The following is a 17,080-nucleotide window of genomic DNA, read 5'->3' on the forward strand; positions in this document are numbered from 1 at the left end:
ATGTTCAAAATATCTTATGGAGGAAAACATGAAAAAGAATCCTATTTATCTTTGGGTCTTGTTAGTCCTATCAGCCCTCATTTCATCTATGTCATTATTTGGAATCTTGAGTCCATTGCCAAGTAAAGAGGTGCTTCGTGCGAGCCTGGCGAATAGCGGGACGCTTACTGCCCAGCAATTAGAAGACACAGTCAACTATACTTACCAAGTAACAGCGTCATCGCACTCTATTTTTAATACGTTGTTGATTGTTTTATCTGCAATTTTAGTTGTAGTAGCCTTTGTATTTCTAGTACGTAAAAATGTGCAATTCGCAAACTATGCTTATATCGGCTATGTTCTACTAGCGATTGTTGGTTTGGTTTATAGCTATATGAATGTTCAAGATGCGGTTCAATTAATCAAAGATTCTACCCTCGGCCTAGGAATGGGAGCATTTGCACAAGGAACGAATATTTTGTTCATCATTATCAATGTTCTCTTTTTAGCCTTAGTCTTTTACAAGATGTGGCGCCAACAAAAAGATTTGGCCGAAGAAGTCGAAGCAGAAGAAGTTGCCTAAGTATTGACAAAAAAGAACTATCAAGTTACAATCTTGGTAGTTCTTTTTAAATCGTAAACAAAAAATCGAGGTCAACATGAAAAAAATATCCCTAGTTTATATCAGTTTGAGTGGGAATACAGAGAGTTTTGTAACCAGGCTCAAGGACTATCTCCTGTCTCAGTACGAAGAAATTGAGGTCCAAAAAATCCATATCAAGGATTTGGTCAAGGAAGGCAAAGAATTCTTTGAAATGGAGCATCCCTATGTCGCTTTCTTGCCGACCTATCTGGAAGGTGGAAATGGTGTCGATAACGGCGATGTTGAGATTCTAACGACTCCAGTGGGCGACTTTATCGCTTATGGAGACAATGCTAGTAAGTGTTTTGGGGTAGTGGGATCTGGTAATCGCAATTTTAACAATCAATACTGCCTGACAGCCAAGCAGTATAGCCAGCGCTTTGGCTTCCCGGTCCTAGCAGACTTTGAAATGCGTGGTATGCTGGGAGATATTAAAAAGGTCGCAGCGATTATCGCGGATTTGTATGAGTTAGAAACAGAAAAATAAAGTAGTACTGAGGGGCAGTTGGGATTTTCAACTGCTTTTTGTGTATGCAAAAAGCACCCTGTAAGGGCGCCATTTTATAAACTATCCTGCTTTTCCGATGGCAAGTGCATAGATAAAGAAAATAGCAAAGCCAAAGAGGAAAATCAATCCTGCGATTGCGAGGAGTTTTAGCCAGGAAGGAAGATTTTTATTCTCACGTGTCACCAATACATAGTTCAAAAGAGCGAAGAATGGTGTTGTCAGGAAAGAACCGATCATGGCAAAGCGAAGCATGGTTGAAACTTGTCCAGCAAAGAATTTAATAATTACGATACCAATGATAGCGGTAATGGTCATCCAGATGTTCAAAGATTTGCGAGTATCCTCTTTTTGACGAATCAAGAGTCGTAGCGATTCCTGATTGACACGAGAGTAACCATCGATAACGGTGATGACTGTTCCAAAGATACAAAGAAAGGCGATAAAGGTAATCAAATAACGGGACCATTCTCCAAGAACAGAGGCATACATACCCACAAATTGAGAAATGTACTTGGCTGAAGCGGCTTCAACTGCCTGTCCTGTAGGATATTGAATAAGTGCTCCAAGTGCCACGAAGAATACAGCTAGAATAGCAGTTCCAATGTAACCAACGTTAAAGTCGAAAAGAGCGTCCGCTGTATTAAAGTTGACGGTCTTTTTCTTTTCAGCAGACCAGAGTGAATTGATGGCTGAAATTTCAATAGGGGCAGGCATCCATCCTAAGAGGGAAACGATAAAAGGGAGGGCCGCCATTTGCCAAGGTGTCTTTTCGACAAAATCAGAGCTGTATTCTGGATGCTTAATTGCTGCAATGATAACTGCAAGAACTGTTGCAATGGTCAAAGCAGACATGATCCATTTTGCCATACCATCCAATAGTTTATAGCCACCAAAGAGTAGCATGGCCCAAATGACTGCAACAAGGATAAGGGACCATTGAGTGATGCTAAGTCCAATCATTGGGAAGGCGCTAGCGATGATGGCTGAGCAAAGGATAGCGACTCCAGCTGTATTGACCATAGCAGAGAAGACATTGAGGACAAAGAAAATTCAGAGATAGAGTTTCCCTTTTTCGGCATAGCCTTCGACCAAGGTTTTACCAGTGTCGGCAGTATATTCGGCACCAAAACGGAAAAATGGATATTTAAAAACATTGGCCAAGATAACCAAGAGGAGTAGTGACCAACCATAAGAACCACCAGCTTGAGTAGAGGATACAATGTGAGAACCTCCAACGGCAGCAGAAGCCATTAGGATTCCTGGCCCCATTGCCTTTAGTTTGCTTGCCCAGGTTGACTGGTTTGATAACGTAACTTGTGACATAATAAACACTCCTATTTTTGAATTTTCAGAATAATCTGAATAGATAGCTACTATTCTACAAAAAACTTAAAGGAAATGCAAGAATATTTTGAAAAATATAGAAAATTACAGAAAACTTTACATGCATTAATGAAATTTCTCCAAGGAGAATATGGTAAGCCTAAAAAATCCGAGAAGAAAGCTTCTCGGATTTTGATTATTTCAATTGATCTGTGACGTCTTTTGAGAGCAACATTCCCAGATGGTAAGTTTTATTGATATGTGCAATGACATCATTGATATTTTCAGTCATGTGAATTTTCTCTTTGATGTCAGACCTAAATGTTTCGTCCTTCAAGAGTTGCTCTTGGTAGAGTCTTTGAAGTCTTTCCTTCTCGTACTTATTGAGCAGAAAAAGGAAAACCAAGCTAAGTACAACGAGGATATAAGCATATTGGCTCATAAGGAATCTCCCAGTGTGATAAATAGTAAAAGTGAATAAATTGTTTCATTGAACAGCTGCAAGGCCGAACAAAATATAAATGTTATTTTGCCTAAATCTTTCAGATTGCTTTGCAATCAAGTGACTTGAAAACTACGGCCAGCCTCTAAGCCAATTAATATGATTTGATTGACCAATTTAGTGAGGCGTTTAGGCAACTTGTACTGGTTACGATGTTCTAGGACATAAATCGATAATATTTATGTCCCCGAACTAGTGAAGCACCAAGCCAAATCCCTGATAGGATTTGGCGTTAGTTACTTCGACTGCTTTATAATCAAGTGCTTTAAAAGATTACGACATGAGCCTAACCAAATCGATATTATTTGGTTAGGTGAATTAGTGAAGCGTTTAGGCAACTCGTACTGGTTACGACGTCATGGCCTCTAAATCGATTATATTTAGGGGCCATGACTAGTGAAGCGCCTAGCCAAAGTCCGAATAGGATTTGGCGTTAGTTACTTAGATTGCTCTGCAATCAAGTAACTTTGGCGATTTACATCTTTTCCGGCGCTTCTACTCCGAGCAAACGAAGAGCTTCTTTGAGGACCACTGCGGTTGCGTAGCTGAGGGCTAGACGGCTGTCGCGCTCAGGACTTTCATCTAGGATACGTGTATGTGCATAGTACTTGTTGAAAGCTTGAGCCAGACTAATCGCAAATTTCGCAATGATCGAAGGTTCAAAATTATCTGCTGCACGATTGATAATACGTGGGAAGTCTTGGAGTAGTTTAATGATTTCCCAGCTTTCAGCATCGTTCAAGCTGTAGTTGCCAGCTGTATCTGGTTTGAAATCGGCTTTGCGCAAGATAGATTGGATACGAGCGTAGGCGTATTGAACGTAAGGTCCAGTTTCCCCTTCAAAGGATACCATAGCTTCAAGGTCGAAGTCATATCCATTTGTACGGTCGGTCTTAAGATCATAGAACTTGATAGCCCCGACTCCAACAGCGTGGGCAACCTGGTCTTTATTTTCTAACTCAGGATTTTTCGCTTCGATTTGGGCCTTGGCACGACTAACAGCCTCAGCGATAGTCGGTTCTAGCAAGATGACATTTCCTTTACGAGTAGAAAGTTTTTTCCCTTCTTTTGTTACCAATCCAAACGGAACATGGACAATGTCTTGGCTCCAATCGTAGCCCATCTCTTGTAGTACTGCCTTGAGTTGTTTGAAGTGGGCAGATTGCTCTTGACCAACAACATAGATGGATTTTGCAAATTGGTATTCGTTTTTACGGTAAAGAGCTGCAGCCAAGTCTCGTGTGATATAGAGAGTTGCACCATCAGATTTTTTGATAAGGGCTGGATGTTCAATTCCATATTTCTCAAGATTCACAACTTGAGCCCCTTCTGACTCAACAAGAAGTCCTTTTTCAGCGAGAATGTCTACAACAGCATCCATCTTATCATTGTAGAAGGCTTCTCCGTTGTAGCTGTCAAAATCAACTTGCAATTCATTGTAAAGGCGGTTGAATTCCACTAAACTTTCATCACGGAACCATTGCCAGAGAGCGAGGGCTTCCTCATCTCCATTTTCTAGTTTGCGGAACCATTCGCGTGCTTCTTCATCCAAGCTAGGATCTTTTTCAGCTTCAGCATTGATGCGAACGTAGAGTTTAAGAAGTTCATCGATTGGATGTGCTTTAACGGCTTCCTCATTTCCCCATTTTTTGTAGGCAACGATCAACATTCCAAACTGTTTACCCCAGTCTCCTAGGTGGTTGACCTTGACTGTTTGATAGCCAATCTTTTGGAAAATATGTGACAAGCTATCTCCGATAACAGTTGAACGCAAGTGCCCAATAGAGAATGGTTTTGCGATGTTGGGACTAGACATGTCGATAACGACATTTTCTTGCTTACCAATGGTTTGGTCGGCATAGTGCTCTTTTTCAGTGATAACATCCTGCAATACCTGAGCCGAAATAGCAGATTTATCAAGGAAAAAGTTGACGTAAGGTCCAGTAGCGACAACCTTTTCAAAGGCTTGGCTGTTAATTTTTTCAGCAATATCTGCTGCAATCATTTGCGGAGCTTTACGCTCGACTTTTGCTAGAGAAAAGGCAGGGAAGGCGATGTCTCCCATTTCTGAGTTTTTAGGTGTTTCCAGTAAATTTAAAATAGCCTCTTGGTCCAGGCTATCAATGACGCTAGCCAACTCGCTAGCAATCAATTCTTTTGTATTCATAAGGGCTCCTTTTGGGCTTTTTTACTATTTTAACACAATTTACTACATTTTTTGAGAAAGAAAAGAATTTTTTTGAATTATCTAGTTTTTTTGGTATAATGTAGTTATAAAATAAATGTAAAACTTGTTATAAATATTCACTTAAGAGGATAATATGAGAAAAAGAGAACGGCATCAATTGATTAAAAAGATGATCACCGAAGAAAAACTTGGGACACAAAAAGAGATTCAAGATCGTTTAGAAGCTCGTAATGTTTATGTGACACAAACGACTTTATCACGTGATTTGCGTGAAATCGGCTTGACCAAGGTTAAGAAAAATGATATGGTGTATTATGTACTAGCAAATGAGACAGATAAGATTGATTTAGTTGAGTTTTTGTCTCATCATTTAGAAGGAGTTGCAAGAGCTGAGTTTACCTTGGTACTTCATACTAAACTTGGGGAAGCTGCAGTCTTAGCAAACATTGTAGATGCAAACAAGGATGAATGGATTTTAGGAACGGTTGCTGGTGCTAATACCTTATTGGTTATTTGTCGAGACCAGCACGTTGCCAAGCTGATGGAAGATCGTTTGCTAGATTTGATGAAAGATAAATAAGGTCTTGGGAGTTGCTCTCAAGACTTATTTTTAGCAAGGGGAGACGGAAAATGGCAACAGAAAAGCTATCACCCGGCATGCAACAGTATGTGGATATTAAGAAACAATACCCAGATGCTTTTTTGCTTTTTCGAATGGGTGATTTTTACGAGTTGTTCTATGAAGATGCAATTAATGCAGCACAGATTTTAGAAATTTCCTTAACGAGTCGGAATAAAAATGCAGAAAATCCGATACCCATGGCGGGCGTCCCCTATCATTCTGCCCAGCAGTATATCGATGTTCTGATTGAACAGGGTTATAAAGTTGCTATAGCCGAACAGATGGAAGATCCCAAACAAGCGGTTGGTGTTGTCAAGCGAGAGGTGGTGCAGGTCATCACACCTGGTACAGTAGTCGATAGTAGTAAGCCCGATAGTCAGAATAATTTCTTGGTTGCCTTAGATCGTGATGGCAATCAATTTGGTCTGGCTTATATGGATCTAGTGACAGGTGATTTTTATGTGACTGGTTTATTGGATTTTACTCTCGTTTGTGGGGAAATCCGTAACCTCAAGGCTCGAGAAGTGGTGCTGGGTTATGACTTGTCTGAGGAAGAAGAACAAATCCTCAGCCGTCAGATGAATTTGTTGCTTTCCTATGAGAAGGAAGGCTTCGAGGATATTCATTTACTAGATTCACGTTTGGCAGCTGTGGAGCAAGCGGCAGCTAGTAAGCTGCTCCAGTATGTTCACCGGACCCAGATGCGGGAATTGAACCATCTCAAACCAGTTATCCGCTATGAAATCAAAGATTTCTTACAGATGGACTATGCGACCAAGGCTAGTCTGGATTTGGTTGAAAATGCCCGTTCAGGCAAGAAGCAAGGCAGTCTTTTCTGGCTTTTGGATGAAACCAAAACAGCTATGGGTATGCGGCTCTTGCGTTCTTGGATTCATCGTCCCTTGATTGATAAGGAACGAATCGTCCAACGTCAAGAGGTGGTGCAGGTCTTTCTTGACCACTTCTTTGAGCGTAGTGATTTAACGGATAGCCTCAAGGGTGTTTATGATATCGAACGCTTGGCTAGTCGGGTTTCTTTTGGCAAGACCAATCCCAAGGATCTCTTGCAGTTGGCGACCACCTTATCCAGTGTGCCACGGATTCGAGCGATTTTAGAAGGAATGGAGCAACCTGCCCTAGCCTATCTTATCGAACAGTTAGATGCCATCCCTGAGTTGGAGAGCTTGATTAGTGCTGCCATTGCTCCTGAAGCTCCTCACGTGATTACGGAAGGTGGCATTATCCGTACGGGATTTGATGAGACCTTGGATAAATATCGTCGTGTCCTCAGAGAAGGGACTAGCTGGATTGCTGAGATTGAGGCTAAGGAGCGGGAAAACTCTGGCATCAGCACGCTTAAGATTGACTACAATAAAAAAGATGGCTACTATTTCCATGTGACTAATTCGCAACTGGGAAATGTGCCAGCCCACTTTTTCCGCAAGGCAACGCTGAAAAACTCGGAACGCTTTGGTACCGAAGAATTAGCCCGTATCGAGGGAGATATGCTGGAGGCGCGTGAGAAGTCAGCCAACCTAGAATACGAAATCTTTATGCGCATCCGTGAGGAAGTCAGCAAGTACATCCAGCGTTTGCAGACTCTAGCTCAAGGAATTGCAACGGTTGATGTCTTGCAAAGTCTCGCAGTTGTGGCTGAAACCCAGCATTTGATCCGACCTGAGTTTGGGGATGATTCACAAATCGATATCCAAAAGGGACGCCATGCTGTCGTTGAAAAGGTCATGGGAGCTCAGACCTATATTCCTAATACCATTCAGATGACAGAAGATACCAGTATTCAGCTAATCACAGGGCCAAACATGAGTGGGAAGTCTACCTACATGCGTCAGCTAGCCATAACAGCGGTTATGGCCCAGCTGGGTTCTTATGTGCCGGCTGAGAGCACCCATTTGCCTATTTTCGATGCTATCTTTACCCGCATTGGAGCAGCAGATGACTTGGTTTCAGGTCAATCAACCTTCATGGTGGAGATGATGGAGGCCAACAATGCCATTTCTCATGCGACCAAGGATTCCTTGATTCTCTTTGATGAGTTAGGTCGAGGAACTGCGACTTATGATGGGATGGCTCTTGCCCAGTCCATCATCGAATACATTCATGAACATATCGGAGCCAAAACCCTCTTTGCGACCCACTACCATGAGTTGACCAGTCTGGAGTCTAGCTTGGAACACTTGGTCAATGTCCATGTGGCAACCTTGGAGCAGGATGGGCAGGTCACCTTCCTTCATAAGATTGAACCAGGACCAGCTGACAAATCCTATGGTATCCACGTTGCTAAGATTGCTGGCTTGCCAGCAGAACTTTTAGCAAGGGCGGATAAGATATTGACTCAACTGGAGAATCAAGGGACGGAAAGTCCTGCTCCGATGAGGCAAACTAGCGCCGTCACGGAACAGATTTCTCTCTTTGAAACGCCAGCAGAACATCCTATCCTAGCAGAATTAGCTAAACTAGATGTTTACAACATGACACCTATGCAGGCTATGAATGTTTTAGTCGAGTTCAAACAAAAATTATAAAAAGAATCCCACTCATGCATTTGTGAGTGGGTTTTTCTCTATTACTTTTTATGGGCCAAAAGTTGATTGATGTGGTCCACTTTTTTAGCTTCTCTTTTATAGAGGATAGTCCAGATGATAAGGTAGACAATCGCAAACTCTGGAATGAGCTGGAGATAGAAGGTCCAGTGGAAGGGGAACCAACCAGCCAGAGTTGCTAGTGGAACAAAGCCAGCCAGCATGAGGAAGAAATGGGAAAGTGTTGCACGGAGTAAGCTCCAGTCACGGCTGAATAAGCGGCTGCCAAAGCTAAAGAGAACGCCGATAGCTGACCAGATGATCATGCAGTAGAGCAAGACCAGAGCACCGTGAACCTGATGTTGCACTATCACTTGTCCGACTATAGAATCGGGACTAAGTGGAGCGTAGGTATTTGGTGCATAAATGAGTGAAAAGAGGATAGAGAGGATGAGGCCGATAAGTACACCAGCGGCTGCATCGTGAAAGATTTGTTTTTTCATAGTTCTAATTTCTCCTTGATGGTTTTTAGGTAACGGCGTGAAGAGTAGGTAAAGCTTTCGTTTTTGAGAAAGATTTCGACTAGGCCGTTGGGAGTTAGTTTGAGATGAGAGATAGCGTCAATATTAACGATTTCAGATTGGGAAATTTGGATAAAAGTGGTCGGCAGAATTTCAAGAACTTGATAGAGACGCAAATCAATGGTATAGGTCTGAGATGCAGTTTCTGCTAGAACCTTGCGATTCTCGATATAGAAGCGTTGTATCTTACAAATCTTAACTAGATAGACCTGATCATCAATCTTTCCTTTGATTGTTTCTTTTTGGTCAAGATTTTCTGCGAACTCGATGACTTTCTGGACTTTTTCGGTCGGCTGAGGAGTTTGGACAATCAGTTTTTCCTCCTCATAAGTCTCCTTAATCTGTAATTCTACTTTCATAAATTTCCCTCCTTTTCAGTTATACAAGGTTGTGATCACTTCCTGTACACCTTTATTAAACACTATTTTACGACCCATGGCAAGAGCTTTTGCCTATGTGGAGATGTGGTATTTGCTTTTTCTGGTAACATCTGAAATATGGTATAATAGCACTAATCAATTTCTAGGAAAATAGATACAGAAAGGGGCTGAAAGATGTCTCATATTATTGAATTGCCAGAAGTGTTGGCAAACCAGATCGCGGCAGGAGAGGTCATTGAACGTCCTGCCAGTGTGGTCAAAGAGTTGGTAGAAAATGCCATTGATGCGGGTTCTAGCCAGATTATCATTGAGATTGAGGAAGCTGGTCTTAAGAAGATTCAAATCACAGATAATGGCCATGGAATTGCCCACGATGAGGTTGAATTGGCCCTGCGTCGTCATGCAACCAGTAAGATAAAAAATCAGGCAGACCTCTTTCGGATTCGGACGCTCGGATTTCGAGGTGAAGCCCTGCCTTCTATCGCTTCTGTCAGTGTCTTGACTTTGTTGACGGCGGTGGATGGTGCGAGTCATGGGACCAAGCTCGTTGCGCGTGGGGGAGAAATTGAGGAAGTCATCCCAGCGACTAGTCCTGTGGGGACCAAGGTTTGTGTGGAGGACCTCTTTTTCAACACACCTGCCCGCCTCAAGTATATGAAGAGCCAGCAAGCGGAATTGTCTCATATCATTGATATTGTCAATCGTCTGGGATTGGCTCATCCTGAGATTTCTTTTAGTTTAATCAGTGATGGCAAGGAAATGACGCGGACAGCAGGGACTGGTCAACTGCGTCAAGCCATCGCAGGGATTTACGGTTTGGCGAGTGCTAAGAAGATGATTGCCATTGAGAACTCTGACCTAGATTTCGAAATTTCAGGTTTTGTTTCATTGCCTGAGTTGACTCGGGCCAACCGCAACTATATCAGTCTCTTCATCAATGGCCGTTATATCAAGAACTTCCTGCTCAATCGTGCCATTTTAGATGGTTATGGAAGCAAACTTATGGTGGGGCGTTTTCCACTGGCAGTCATTCACATCCATATCGACCCTTATCTGGCTGATGTCAATGTTCATCCAACCAAACAAGAAGTGCGGATTTCTAAGGAAAGAGAGCTGATGGCGCTGGTTTCAGAAGCTATTTCAAATAGTCTCAAGGAACAAGCCTTGATACCTGATGCTTTAGAAAATCTTGCCAAGTCGACCATGCGTAATCGTCAAAAGGTAGAGCAGACCATTCTCCCACTCAAAGAAAATACGCTTTACTATGAAAAAACAGAACTCTCAAAACCTAGTCAAGCTGAGGTGGCTGATAATCAGGTTGAATTAACTGAGGAGGGTAGGGACCTAACCCTGTTTGCCAAGGAAACCTTGGATCAGTTGACCAAGCCAGCAAAACTGCATTTTGCAGAGAGAAAGCCTGCTAACTACGACCAACTAGACCACCCAGAGTTAGATCTAGCTAGTCTCGATAAGGCTTATGACAAGCTGGAGAGAGAGGAAGCATCCAGCTTCCCAGAGTTGGAGTTTTTCGGGCAGATGCACGGGACTTATCTCTTTGCCCAAGGGCGAGATGGACTCTATATCATTGACCAACACGCGGCTCAGGAACGGGTCAAGTACGAGGAATACCGTGAAAGCATTGGCAATGTTGACCAGAGCCAGCAACAACTCCTAGTACCCTATATTTTTGAATTTCCTGCGGATGATGCCCTTCGTCTCAGGGAAAGAATGCCTCTCTTAGAGGAAGTGGGTGTCTTTTTAGCAGAGTACGGAGAAAATCAATTTATCCTACGTGAACATCCTATTTGGATGGCAGAAGAAGAGATTGAGTCAGGTATCTATGAAATGTGCGACATGCTGCTCTTGACTAAGGAAGTTTCGATCAAGAAATACCGAGCAGAGCTAGCCATTATGATGTCCTGCAAGCGGTCTATCAAGGCCAACCATCGTATCGATGACCACTCAGCCAGACAGCTCCTTTATCAGCTTTCTCAATGTGACAATCCCTATAACTGTCCACACGGACGTCCCGTTTTGGTGCATTTTACCAAGTCAGATATGGAAAAAATGTTCCGACGCATTCAGGAAAATCATACGAGTCTTCGTGAGTTGGGGAAATATTAAGAACACAAAAAGCCTTTGTTCCTTTTGAACAAGGCTTTTTAGTTTTTCTAAGGTGGGAACTTTGATTGGACTTGGGCAAGTTGACATGAGGTTTACACTTGCTTGACAAGACCAGTCCTATAAAAGTTATGAGAAATATGATTCAATTGACTCAAGGTTTTGTAGAGTCGTCTTGGTTCAAAGGATTCTTAAGACCAACCACCTTATCAAGATAACGCTGTTTGGTTTTGAGAGCTTTGTTGATAGCAATCGCTGAAGCGATTAAGAGAACGAAGGTCAGCCAAATCCAGACGGTGAATTCGGCCGGGAAACTAGAACCAGCTAAAAAGAGATAGATAGCCAAAGCCAAGACGAAAATATAAATCACTTGCCAGAGACCATAGGATTTAACCTCTTTATAGTATTTGTCCTTGTCTTCCTCCAAGATCACTTCTGTAGAAGTTTTTTCAGAATTTTCATCTAGTAGTAGATAGTCAGTTGTTACTTGGAAAATCTTGCTTAATTCAATGATTTTTTCGATTTCTGGAAGGACTTGTCCAGACTCCCATTTTGAGATGCTTTGCCGAGAAACATTAATTTTTTCTGCTAGCTTTTCTTGGGACCAACCTTTTTCCTTTCGGAGTTCAAATAGTTTTTCTGCGAGTTTCATCATTCTATCCTCCTTTTTCTACCTCTATCCTAACAATTTTTACTTATAATGAGAATACAATCTCCTGTACTATTTGTCAACCAGAGGTTGCACTTGTGTTTGCAGTTTTCAGCAAAAAAATATGATATACTAGGTAAGAAAAAGCGAAGAAATTATGAAAAAGGAATAAAAGATGAAAGAATTTTTTGCCCTCCCCAAGCAAATTCAAATGCGGGAATGGATGAGCTTTGTAGCACGGATTTTAGAGAGTGCCATTACTCCTTTTATGGCCATGTACTATGTTCAATATTTTGGAGCCTTTTGGGCGGGGTTATTGATGATCACAACCAAACTCATTGGTTTTTTAGCTGGGCTGTATGGTGGACATTTGGCGGATCTTTGGGGACGTAAGAAAGTCATTGACTGGGGAAACTTTGGTCTTGCGAGTGGCTACTTTCTTGTGCTGCTGGCAAATATGCCTAATCATATTTTTCCCTTTTTGACTTTTGTCGGAATGTTGCTGGCAGAGACTGCAGGAACTTTCTCTTGGCCGGCTATTGATGCGATGATTATTGATTTGACCGACGAGCAAAATCGCCGTTTCGTTTATACGATTAGTTATTGGTTTGTCAATGTATCCGTTATGTTAGGAGCAGGGCTTGCAGGTTTCTTTTACGACCACCATTTTTTTGAGTTGCTTCTGGTTTTGACGGTGATTAGCTTCTTGAATTTTTTCCTCGCTTGGAAATATTTTTCAGAAAGCAAGCCAGCTAATCTGGTCTTTGAGCATGGTAGCAGTCCTTTGGCAACTGTGAAAAATTATGTTTCTGTTTTTCAGGACAAAATTTTCCTACTTTATACGTTAGGGACTGTATTTAATGGTGTTATCTGGTTGCAAGTTGACAATTATATACCCGTTCATTTGAAAGAGTCATTCATCGCGAGTAGTGTTTTCGGTATTCATATTTCAGGAGCTAAGATGCTCAGTATCATGGTTTTTATCAATACCCTGATTATTGTTTGCTTCATAACGACTGCCAATCGTTTGACCAAGGAAATGAAGCTCATACCGCAGTTTTTATTGGGAAGTATTATCTTTGACTTGGGTATGCTTTTCACCATTGTCTTCAGGAGTTTCTGGGCTCTGTTTTTGCTAGCCATTCTCTATACTATGGGGGAACTCATCTGCATGCCGCCAAGCCAAGTTTTGCGGGCGGAAATGATGAATGAGAATAAGCTCGGAACCTACTCAGGTTTCCTTAATATGGCGCAGCCTTTAGCGTCTATTTTAGCGGGGGCGATGATTTCTATCAGCGCTGCAACAGGTGCTGTAGGTGTTTGGCTCGTTTTTATTGTGTGTGCAGTACTTGGGTTGCTTCTTATCATCAGAGCAGCGCATTTACAAGGAATTGCAAATCAATTATAGAAAGTGAAAATTATGTACGAATATCTAAAAGGAATCATTACCAAAATCACTGCCAAATACATCGTTCTTGAAACCAACGGTATCGGTTATATCTTGCATGTAGCCAATCCCTATGCTTACTCAGGTCAGGTCAATCAAGAAACTCAAATTTATGTGCACCAAGTTGTTCGTGAGGACGCGCATCTGCTCTACGGTTTTCGCTCAGAAGATGAGAAGAAACTCTTTCTCAGTCTAATCTCGGTTTCTGGGATTGGTCCTGTATCAGCTTTAGCTATTATCGCTGCCGATGACAATGCGGGTTTGGTTCAGGCAATCGAGACTAAGAACATCACCTACTTGACCAAGTTCCCTAAAATTGGCAAGAAAACAGCCCAGCAGATGGTGCTAGACTTGGAAGGTAAGGTAGTTGTGGCTAGTGATGACCTTCCTGCTAAGGTCGCAGTGCAAACCAGCGCTGAAAACCAAGAACTGGAAGAAGCCATGGAAGCCATGTTGGCATTGGGTTACAAGGCAACTGAACTCAAGAAGATCAAGAAATTCTTTGAAGGAACGACAGATACAGCTGAGAACTATATCAAATCGGCCCTTAAGATGTTGGTCAAATAGGAGATTTTTATGACAAAACGCTGTGGTTGGGTTAAAATGAATAACCCATTATATGTGGCCTATCATGATGAGGAGTGGGGCTACCCCCTCCATGATGACCAAGCATTGTTTGAGTTATTGTGCATGGAAACCTATCAGGCTGGTCTATCTTGGGAAACGGTACTAAACAAACGCCAAGGATTCCGAGAAGCATTTCATGGCTATCAAATTCAAGCGGTCGCGGAAATGACAGATGGGGAGTTGGAAGCCTTGTTAGAGAATCCAGCCATCATCCGAAATCGTGCCAAGCTCTTTGCGACACGTGCCAACGCCCAAGCATTTTTACAAATCCAGAAAACCTTTGGCTCTTTTGACGCTTATCTCTGGTCCTTTGTTGAGGGGAAAACGATCGTGAATGATGTTCCTGACTATCACCTAGCACCTGCTAAAACAGCCTTGTCTGAAAAGTTATCTCAAGATCTCAAAAAACGAGGCTTCAAGTTCACAGGTCCAGTCGCAGTTTTAGCTTTTCTACAAGCAGCAGGTCTGATTGATGACCACGAGAATGATTGTGAGTGGAAAAGCGGAAGTTAGTGAGTCCAAGCGTTTAACTATCTGAGAATATAGAAAAAGCTGAGAAACTCATCTCAGCTTTTTGATTATGTGACTATTAGTCCGTCTCGCTCCGTTAGGTGCGAGACAAATAAACCACCCGCTATGCGGGTGCGCGTCGAAGGTTATACCAAAAAACTCCAAACGCGATACAATAAAGGTGTTCAAGCCAATTGTAAAGCGAAAGGAGAAAAATATGGCACAAAAGGCACATAGTTTATCCCACACAAAGTGGATGTGTAAATATCACATTGTGTTCACCCCTAAGTATAGACGAAAAGTCATTTATAATCAATATCGGAGCAGTTTGGGAGAAATATTTCGCCGATTATGTAGTTATAAAGGTGTTGAGATTATCGAAGGCCACTTAATGCCTGATCATGTACATATGTTAGTAAGTATTCCACCAAGGATAAGTGTTTCAAGTTTTATGGGGTATTTAAAAGGCAAAAGTGCACTCATGATGTTTGACAAACACGCCAACCTCAAGTATAAGTTTGGCAACCGGCATTTCTGGGCGGAAGGTTACTACGTGAGTACAGTAGGACTTAATGAAGCCACAATTAAGAAATATATTCAAGAACAGGAAAAGCATGATATAGCGTTGGATAAATTGAGTGTAAAAGAATATGAGAATCCCTTTAGGGATAGTGGCAAGTAATGCACACACCTCTTTGAGAGGTTTGTGACGAGTCAAGAGCAATGAGGCTTGAACAAAGTGAAAGCCAGCGTCTTTAGGCGCTGGCTGGTGATGTGGGCTTATAGCCCTGGGACAAACCACCCGTTAGATGGGTGGTCATGATTATATGCTAGTAACTTTTATAGTGCAGTAAGAAATGTCAGTCCACCTAAGACAACGCCAGCTGAGTTTGGAATAATTAGTATCCAATCCTTCTTAGGCTCTTTTGTCCATCCGTAAATAACCCAAATTAAACAAGATACTGCTGCGGATAAAGGCTGGAATGGTTGAGCTTTGTTGCCTTGTAAATTGGCAAAAATTTGTGGGATGTAGGCGATAAATACAACAATCCCGATAAAGGCTCCAATTGAACCGACAATTTGATTTATTTTTTGTTTAGTCATATACACCTCCTTTAAAAAGATATCATAGAAATAAGCAAAATGCAATAAATTCAGACACAAATTGTAACGAAAATCAATACCAAAGCACAAAAATGGAGAAATTGTTTATTTTTTGTTATAGTCAAAGCGAATGACTTGCTCCTGTGCATCCACATAAGCGTGAACGCCAAAGGGTACAATGGCTCTTGGTGTGGCGTGACCGACATTCAGATTATAGACAATCGGGATATTGCTGTCAATGATATCCAATAGTGCTTCCTTGTAGTCGTCATAGAAGGTTTCATCCATTGGCTTTCCGACCAAGAGTCCACTGATAACCCCAAATATCCCCGTGTCCTTTAAAGTCCGCAACATTTTTTTGAAATCATCAGGTTCAGGCTTTTCTTCGCTTGTTTCTAGCAAGAGAATCTTTCCTTCCCAGTCACATAAGTCAGGGAAGAGTCGGTACTCTTGGCAGAGGTCCGTGCTGTCTGCGTATCGAGAATTGTCAAAGATATCATAGAGGGACTCAAGGCAACCACCGAGAATTTCTCCCTCAAACTGAGCATTTCCTTGCAACAAATCAAAGCCTGTATTTACATGACTGATACGAGCTGTTCCCAGAGCCTTGGGACTAAAATCAGTCCGTTCCTCATACCAAAGGTCGCTAGGGCGGATTTCTGAGATTCTTCCCGTCTCGATCAATTCTTTAAAGTAGTGGAGACTATAGGGCAACATCTCCTTGTCCAATTCACAAATGTCTGCTAGAAAGGATTGCCCATAAAAAGTCTTGACCCCTAGTTTGTGCAACATAAGGTGGTTCATAGTGGTATCTGAGAAACCAAGAAAAATCTTTTGTTTGATAACTTTTTCTAGTTGGTCATTTTCAAAAAGGTAGGGTAGCAAGCGATAGGTATCATCCCCACCGATGGCACATAGGACCATGTCGATGCTATCATCAGAAAAGGCCTGCATCAAATCCTCTGCACGTGCCTCCGGATGGTCCTTGATAAAGTCTAACCCTTTTAGCGAATGGGGCAAAAAGATAGGATTGAGTCCTAGATCCCTGAGACGTTGGAGACCCAAATCGACTTCGTGTTTGACAAAATCCTCTCCGATAACACCGCTAGACAAACTAACAATACCAATAGTAGAAACCATATCTCATCCTCCTAGAAATAGATTGATACTCTTCGAAAATCAAATTCAAACCACGTCAGCTTTGCCTTGCCGTATATATGTTACTGACCTTGTCAGTTCTATCTACAACCTCAAAGCAGTGCTTTGAGCACCCTGCGGCTAGCTTCCTAGTTTGCTCTTTGATTTTCATTGAGTATGAGCCTATTCTATCACAAAAGATGAGAGAAAACTACAAGA

General features: G+C 42.0%; 16 protein-coding genes and 1 pseudogene. 9 read left to right on the forward strand and 8 right to left on the reverse strand.

Features of this window, described 5'->3' with window-relative positions; genetic code table 11:
* Nucleotides 1–28: 28 nt before the first annotated feature.
* Together AB2B49_RS00745 and nrdI are read left to right on the forward strand one after the other, a co-directional pair.
* Entirely contained in the window at nt 29–562 is a 534-nt protein-coding gene (locus AB2B49_RS00745) for an ABC transporter permease (protein WP_320691831.1), read from the forward strand.
* Nucleotides 563–638: 76 nt separating this feature from the next.
* Nucleotides 639–1,109, forward strand: coding sequence for a class Ib ribonucleoside-diphosphate reductase assembly flavoprotein NrdI (gene nrdI / locus AB2B49_RS00750; protein ID WP_320691832.1), 471 nt, complete (start codon nt 639–641; stop codon nt 1,107–1,109).
* A gap of 81 nt (nt 1,110–1,190) precedes the next feature.
* Here nrdI and AB2B49_RS00755 read toward each other — a convergent pair.
* The 3 genes and pseudogenes from AB2B49_RS00755 to argS all read right to left on the reverse strand — a co-directional run bounded on the left by AB2B49_RS00755 (nt 1,191) and on the right by argS (nt 5,122).
* A pseudogene (locus tag AB2B49_RS00755) lies at nt 1,191–2,453 on the reverse strand (NRAMP family divalent metal transporter).
* 196 nt (nt 2,454–2,649) lie between these two features.
* Nucleotides 2,650–2,895 (reverse strand): MarR family transcriptional regulator, encoded by a 246-nt coding sequence (locus tag AB2B49_RS00760; RefSeq protein WP_076984270.1) that lies wholly within the window; start codon nt 2,893–2,895, stop codon nt 2,650–2,652.
* A 535-nt stretch (nt 2,896–3,430) separates the two neighbouring features.
* Nucleotides 3,431–5,122, reverse strand: coding sequence for an arginine--tRNA ligase (gene argS / locus AB2B49_RS00765; RefSeq protein WP_320691833.1), 1,692 nt, complete (start codon nt 5,120–5,122; stop codon nt 3,431–3,433).
* Between the two features lie 154 nt (nt 5,123–5,276).
* Between argS and argR the strand changes: the two genes are divergently transcribed.
* Nucleotides 5,277–5,723: an arginine repressor gene (gene argR, locus AB2B49_RS00770; RefSeq protein WP_001231483.1), complete on the forward strand. Its 447-nt coding sequence runs from the start codon at nt 5,277–5,279 to the stop codon at nt 5,721–5,723.
* A 50-nt stretch (nt 5,724–5,773) separates the two neighbouring features.
* Nucleotides 5,774–8,308 carry a DNA mismatch repair protein MutS gene (gene mutS / locus AB2B49_RS00775; protein ID WP_320691834.1) on the forward strand — a complete coding sequence of 845 codons (2,535 nt, stop codon included), beginning with the start codon at nt 5,774–5,776 and terminating at the stop codon, nt 8,306–8,308.
* A gap of 41 nt (nt 8,309–8,349) precedes the next feature.
* Here the strand turns inward: mutS and AB2B49_RS00780 are convergent, their stop codons facing one another.
* On the reverse strand, nt 8,350–8,808 hold the full coding sequence (locus AB2B49_RS00780; protein ID WP_049504667.1) for a DUF3021 domain-containing protein: 459 nt from the start codon (nt 8,806–8,808) through the stop codon (nt 8,350–8,352).
* Complete coding sequence (locus AB2B49_RS00785) at nt 8,805–9,245, reverse strand: LytTR family DNA-binding domain-containing protein (protein WP_049504669.1); 441 nt, start codon at nt 9,243–9,245, stop codon at nt 8,805–8,807. The genes AB2B49_RS00780 and AB2B49_RS00785 overlap by 4 nt, the downstream gene beginning before the upstream one ends.
* 195 nt (nt 9,246–9,440) lie before the next feature.
* Here AB2B49_RS00785 and mutL point away from each other — a divergent pair, with 195 nt between their 5' ends.
* Nucleotides 9,441–11,390 (forward strand): DNA mismatch repair endonuclease MutL, encoded by a 1,950-nt coding sequence (gene mutL, locus AB2B49_RS00790; RefSeq protein WP_049504670.1) that lies wholly within the window; start codon nt 9,441–9,443, stop codon nt 11,388–11,390.
* 151 nt (nt 11,391–11,541) lie between these two features.
* On the opposite strand, the gene AB2B49_RS00795 is transcribed toward mutL, so the two are convergent.
* Complete coding sequence (locus AB2B49_RS00795; protein WP_049504687.1) at nt 11,542–12,039, reverse strand: helix-turn-helix domain-containing protein; 498 nt, start codon at nt 12,037–12,039, stop codon at nt 11,542–11,544.
* Nucleotides 12,040–12,211: 172 nt separating this feature from the next.
* Here AB2B49_RS00795 and AB2B49_RS00800 point away from each other — a divergent pair, with 172 nt between their 5' ends.
* The 4 genes from AB2B49_RS00800 (at nt 12,212) to tnpA (ending at nt 15,302) form a co-directional block, all read left to right on the forward strand.
* The gene (locus tag AB2B49_RS00800) at nt 12,212–13,444 is read left to right on the forward strand and encodes an MFS transporter (protein WP_049504672.1); all 1,233 of its coding nucleotides are present in this window, start codon (nt 12,212–12,214) and stop codon (nt 13,442–13,444) included.
* A gap of 12 nt (nt 13,445–13,456) precedes the next feature.
* On the forward strand, nt 13,457–14,050 hold the full coding sequence (ruvA, locus tag AB2B49_RS00805; RefSeq protein WP_049504674.1) for a Holliday junction branch migration protein RuvA: 594 nt from the start codon (nt 13,457–13,459) through the stop codon (nt 14,048–14,050).
* A gap of 9 nt (nt 14,051–14,059) precedes the next feature.
* Nucleotides 14,060–14,623 (forward strand): DNA-3-methyladenine glycosylase I, encoded by a 564-nt coding sequence (locus tag AB2B49_RS00810; RefSeq protein ID WP_049504676.1) that lies wholly within the window; start codon nt 14,060–14,062, stop codon nt 14,621–14,623.
* 214 nt (nt 14,624–14,837) lie between these two features.
* Nucleotides 14,838–15,302 (forward strand): IS200/IS605 family transposase, encoded by a 465-nt coding sequence (gene tnpA / locus AB2B49_RS00815; RefSeq protein WP_049505499.1) that lies wholly within the window; start codon nt 14,838–14,840, stop codon nt 15,300–15,302.
* Between the two features lie 158 nt (nt 15,303–15,460).
* On the opposite strand, the gene AB2B49_RS00820 is transcribed toward tnpA, so the two are convergent.
* Together AB2B49_RS00820 and AB2B49_RS00825 are read right to left on the reverse strand one after the other, a co-directional pair.
* The gene (locus AB2B49_RS00820) at nt 15,461–15,724 is read right to left on the reverse strand and encodes a SemiSWEET family transporter (RefSeq protein ID WP_000166113.1); all 264 of its coding nucleotides are present in this window, start codon (nt 15,722–15,724) and stop codon (nt 15,461–15,463) included.
* A gap of 105 nt (nt 15,725–15,829) precedes the next feature.
* Nucleotides 15,830–16,864, reverse strand: coding sequence for a S66 family peptidase (locus AB2B49_RS00825; protein ID WP_254734088.1), 1,035 nt, complete (start codon nt 16,862–16,864; stop codon nt 15,830–15,832).
* Between the last annotated feature and the right edge of the window lie 216 nt (nt 16,865–17,080).

The sequence above is a fragment of the Streptococcus jiangnanensis genome (assembly GCF_040888325.1).
GTDB lineage: Bacteria > Bacillota > Bacilli > Lactobacillales > Streptococcaceae > Streptococcus > Streptococcus jiangnanensis.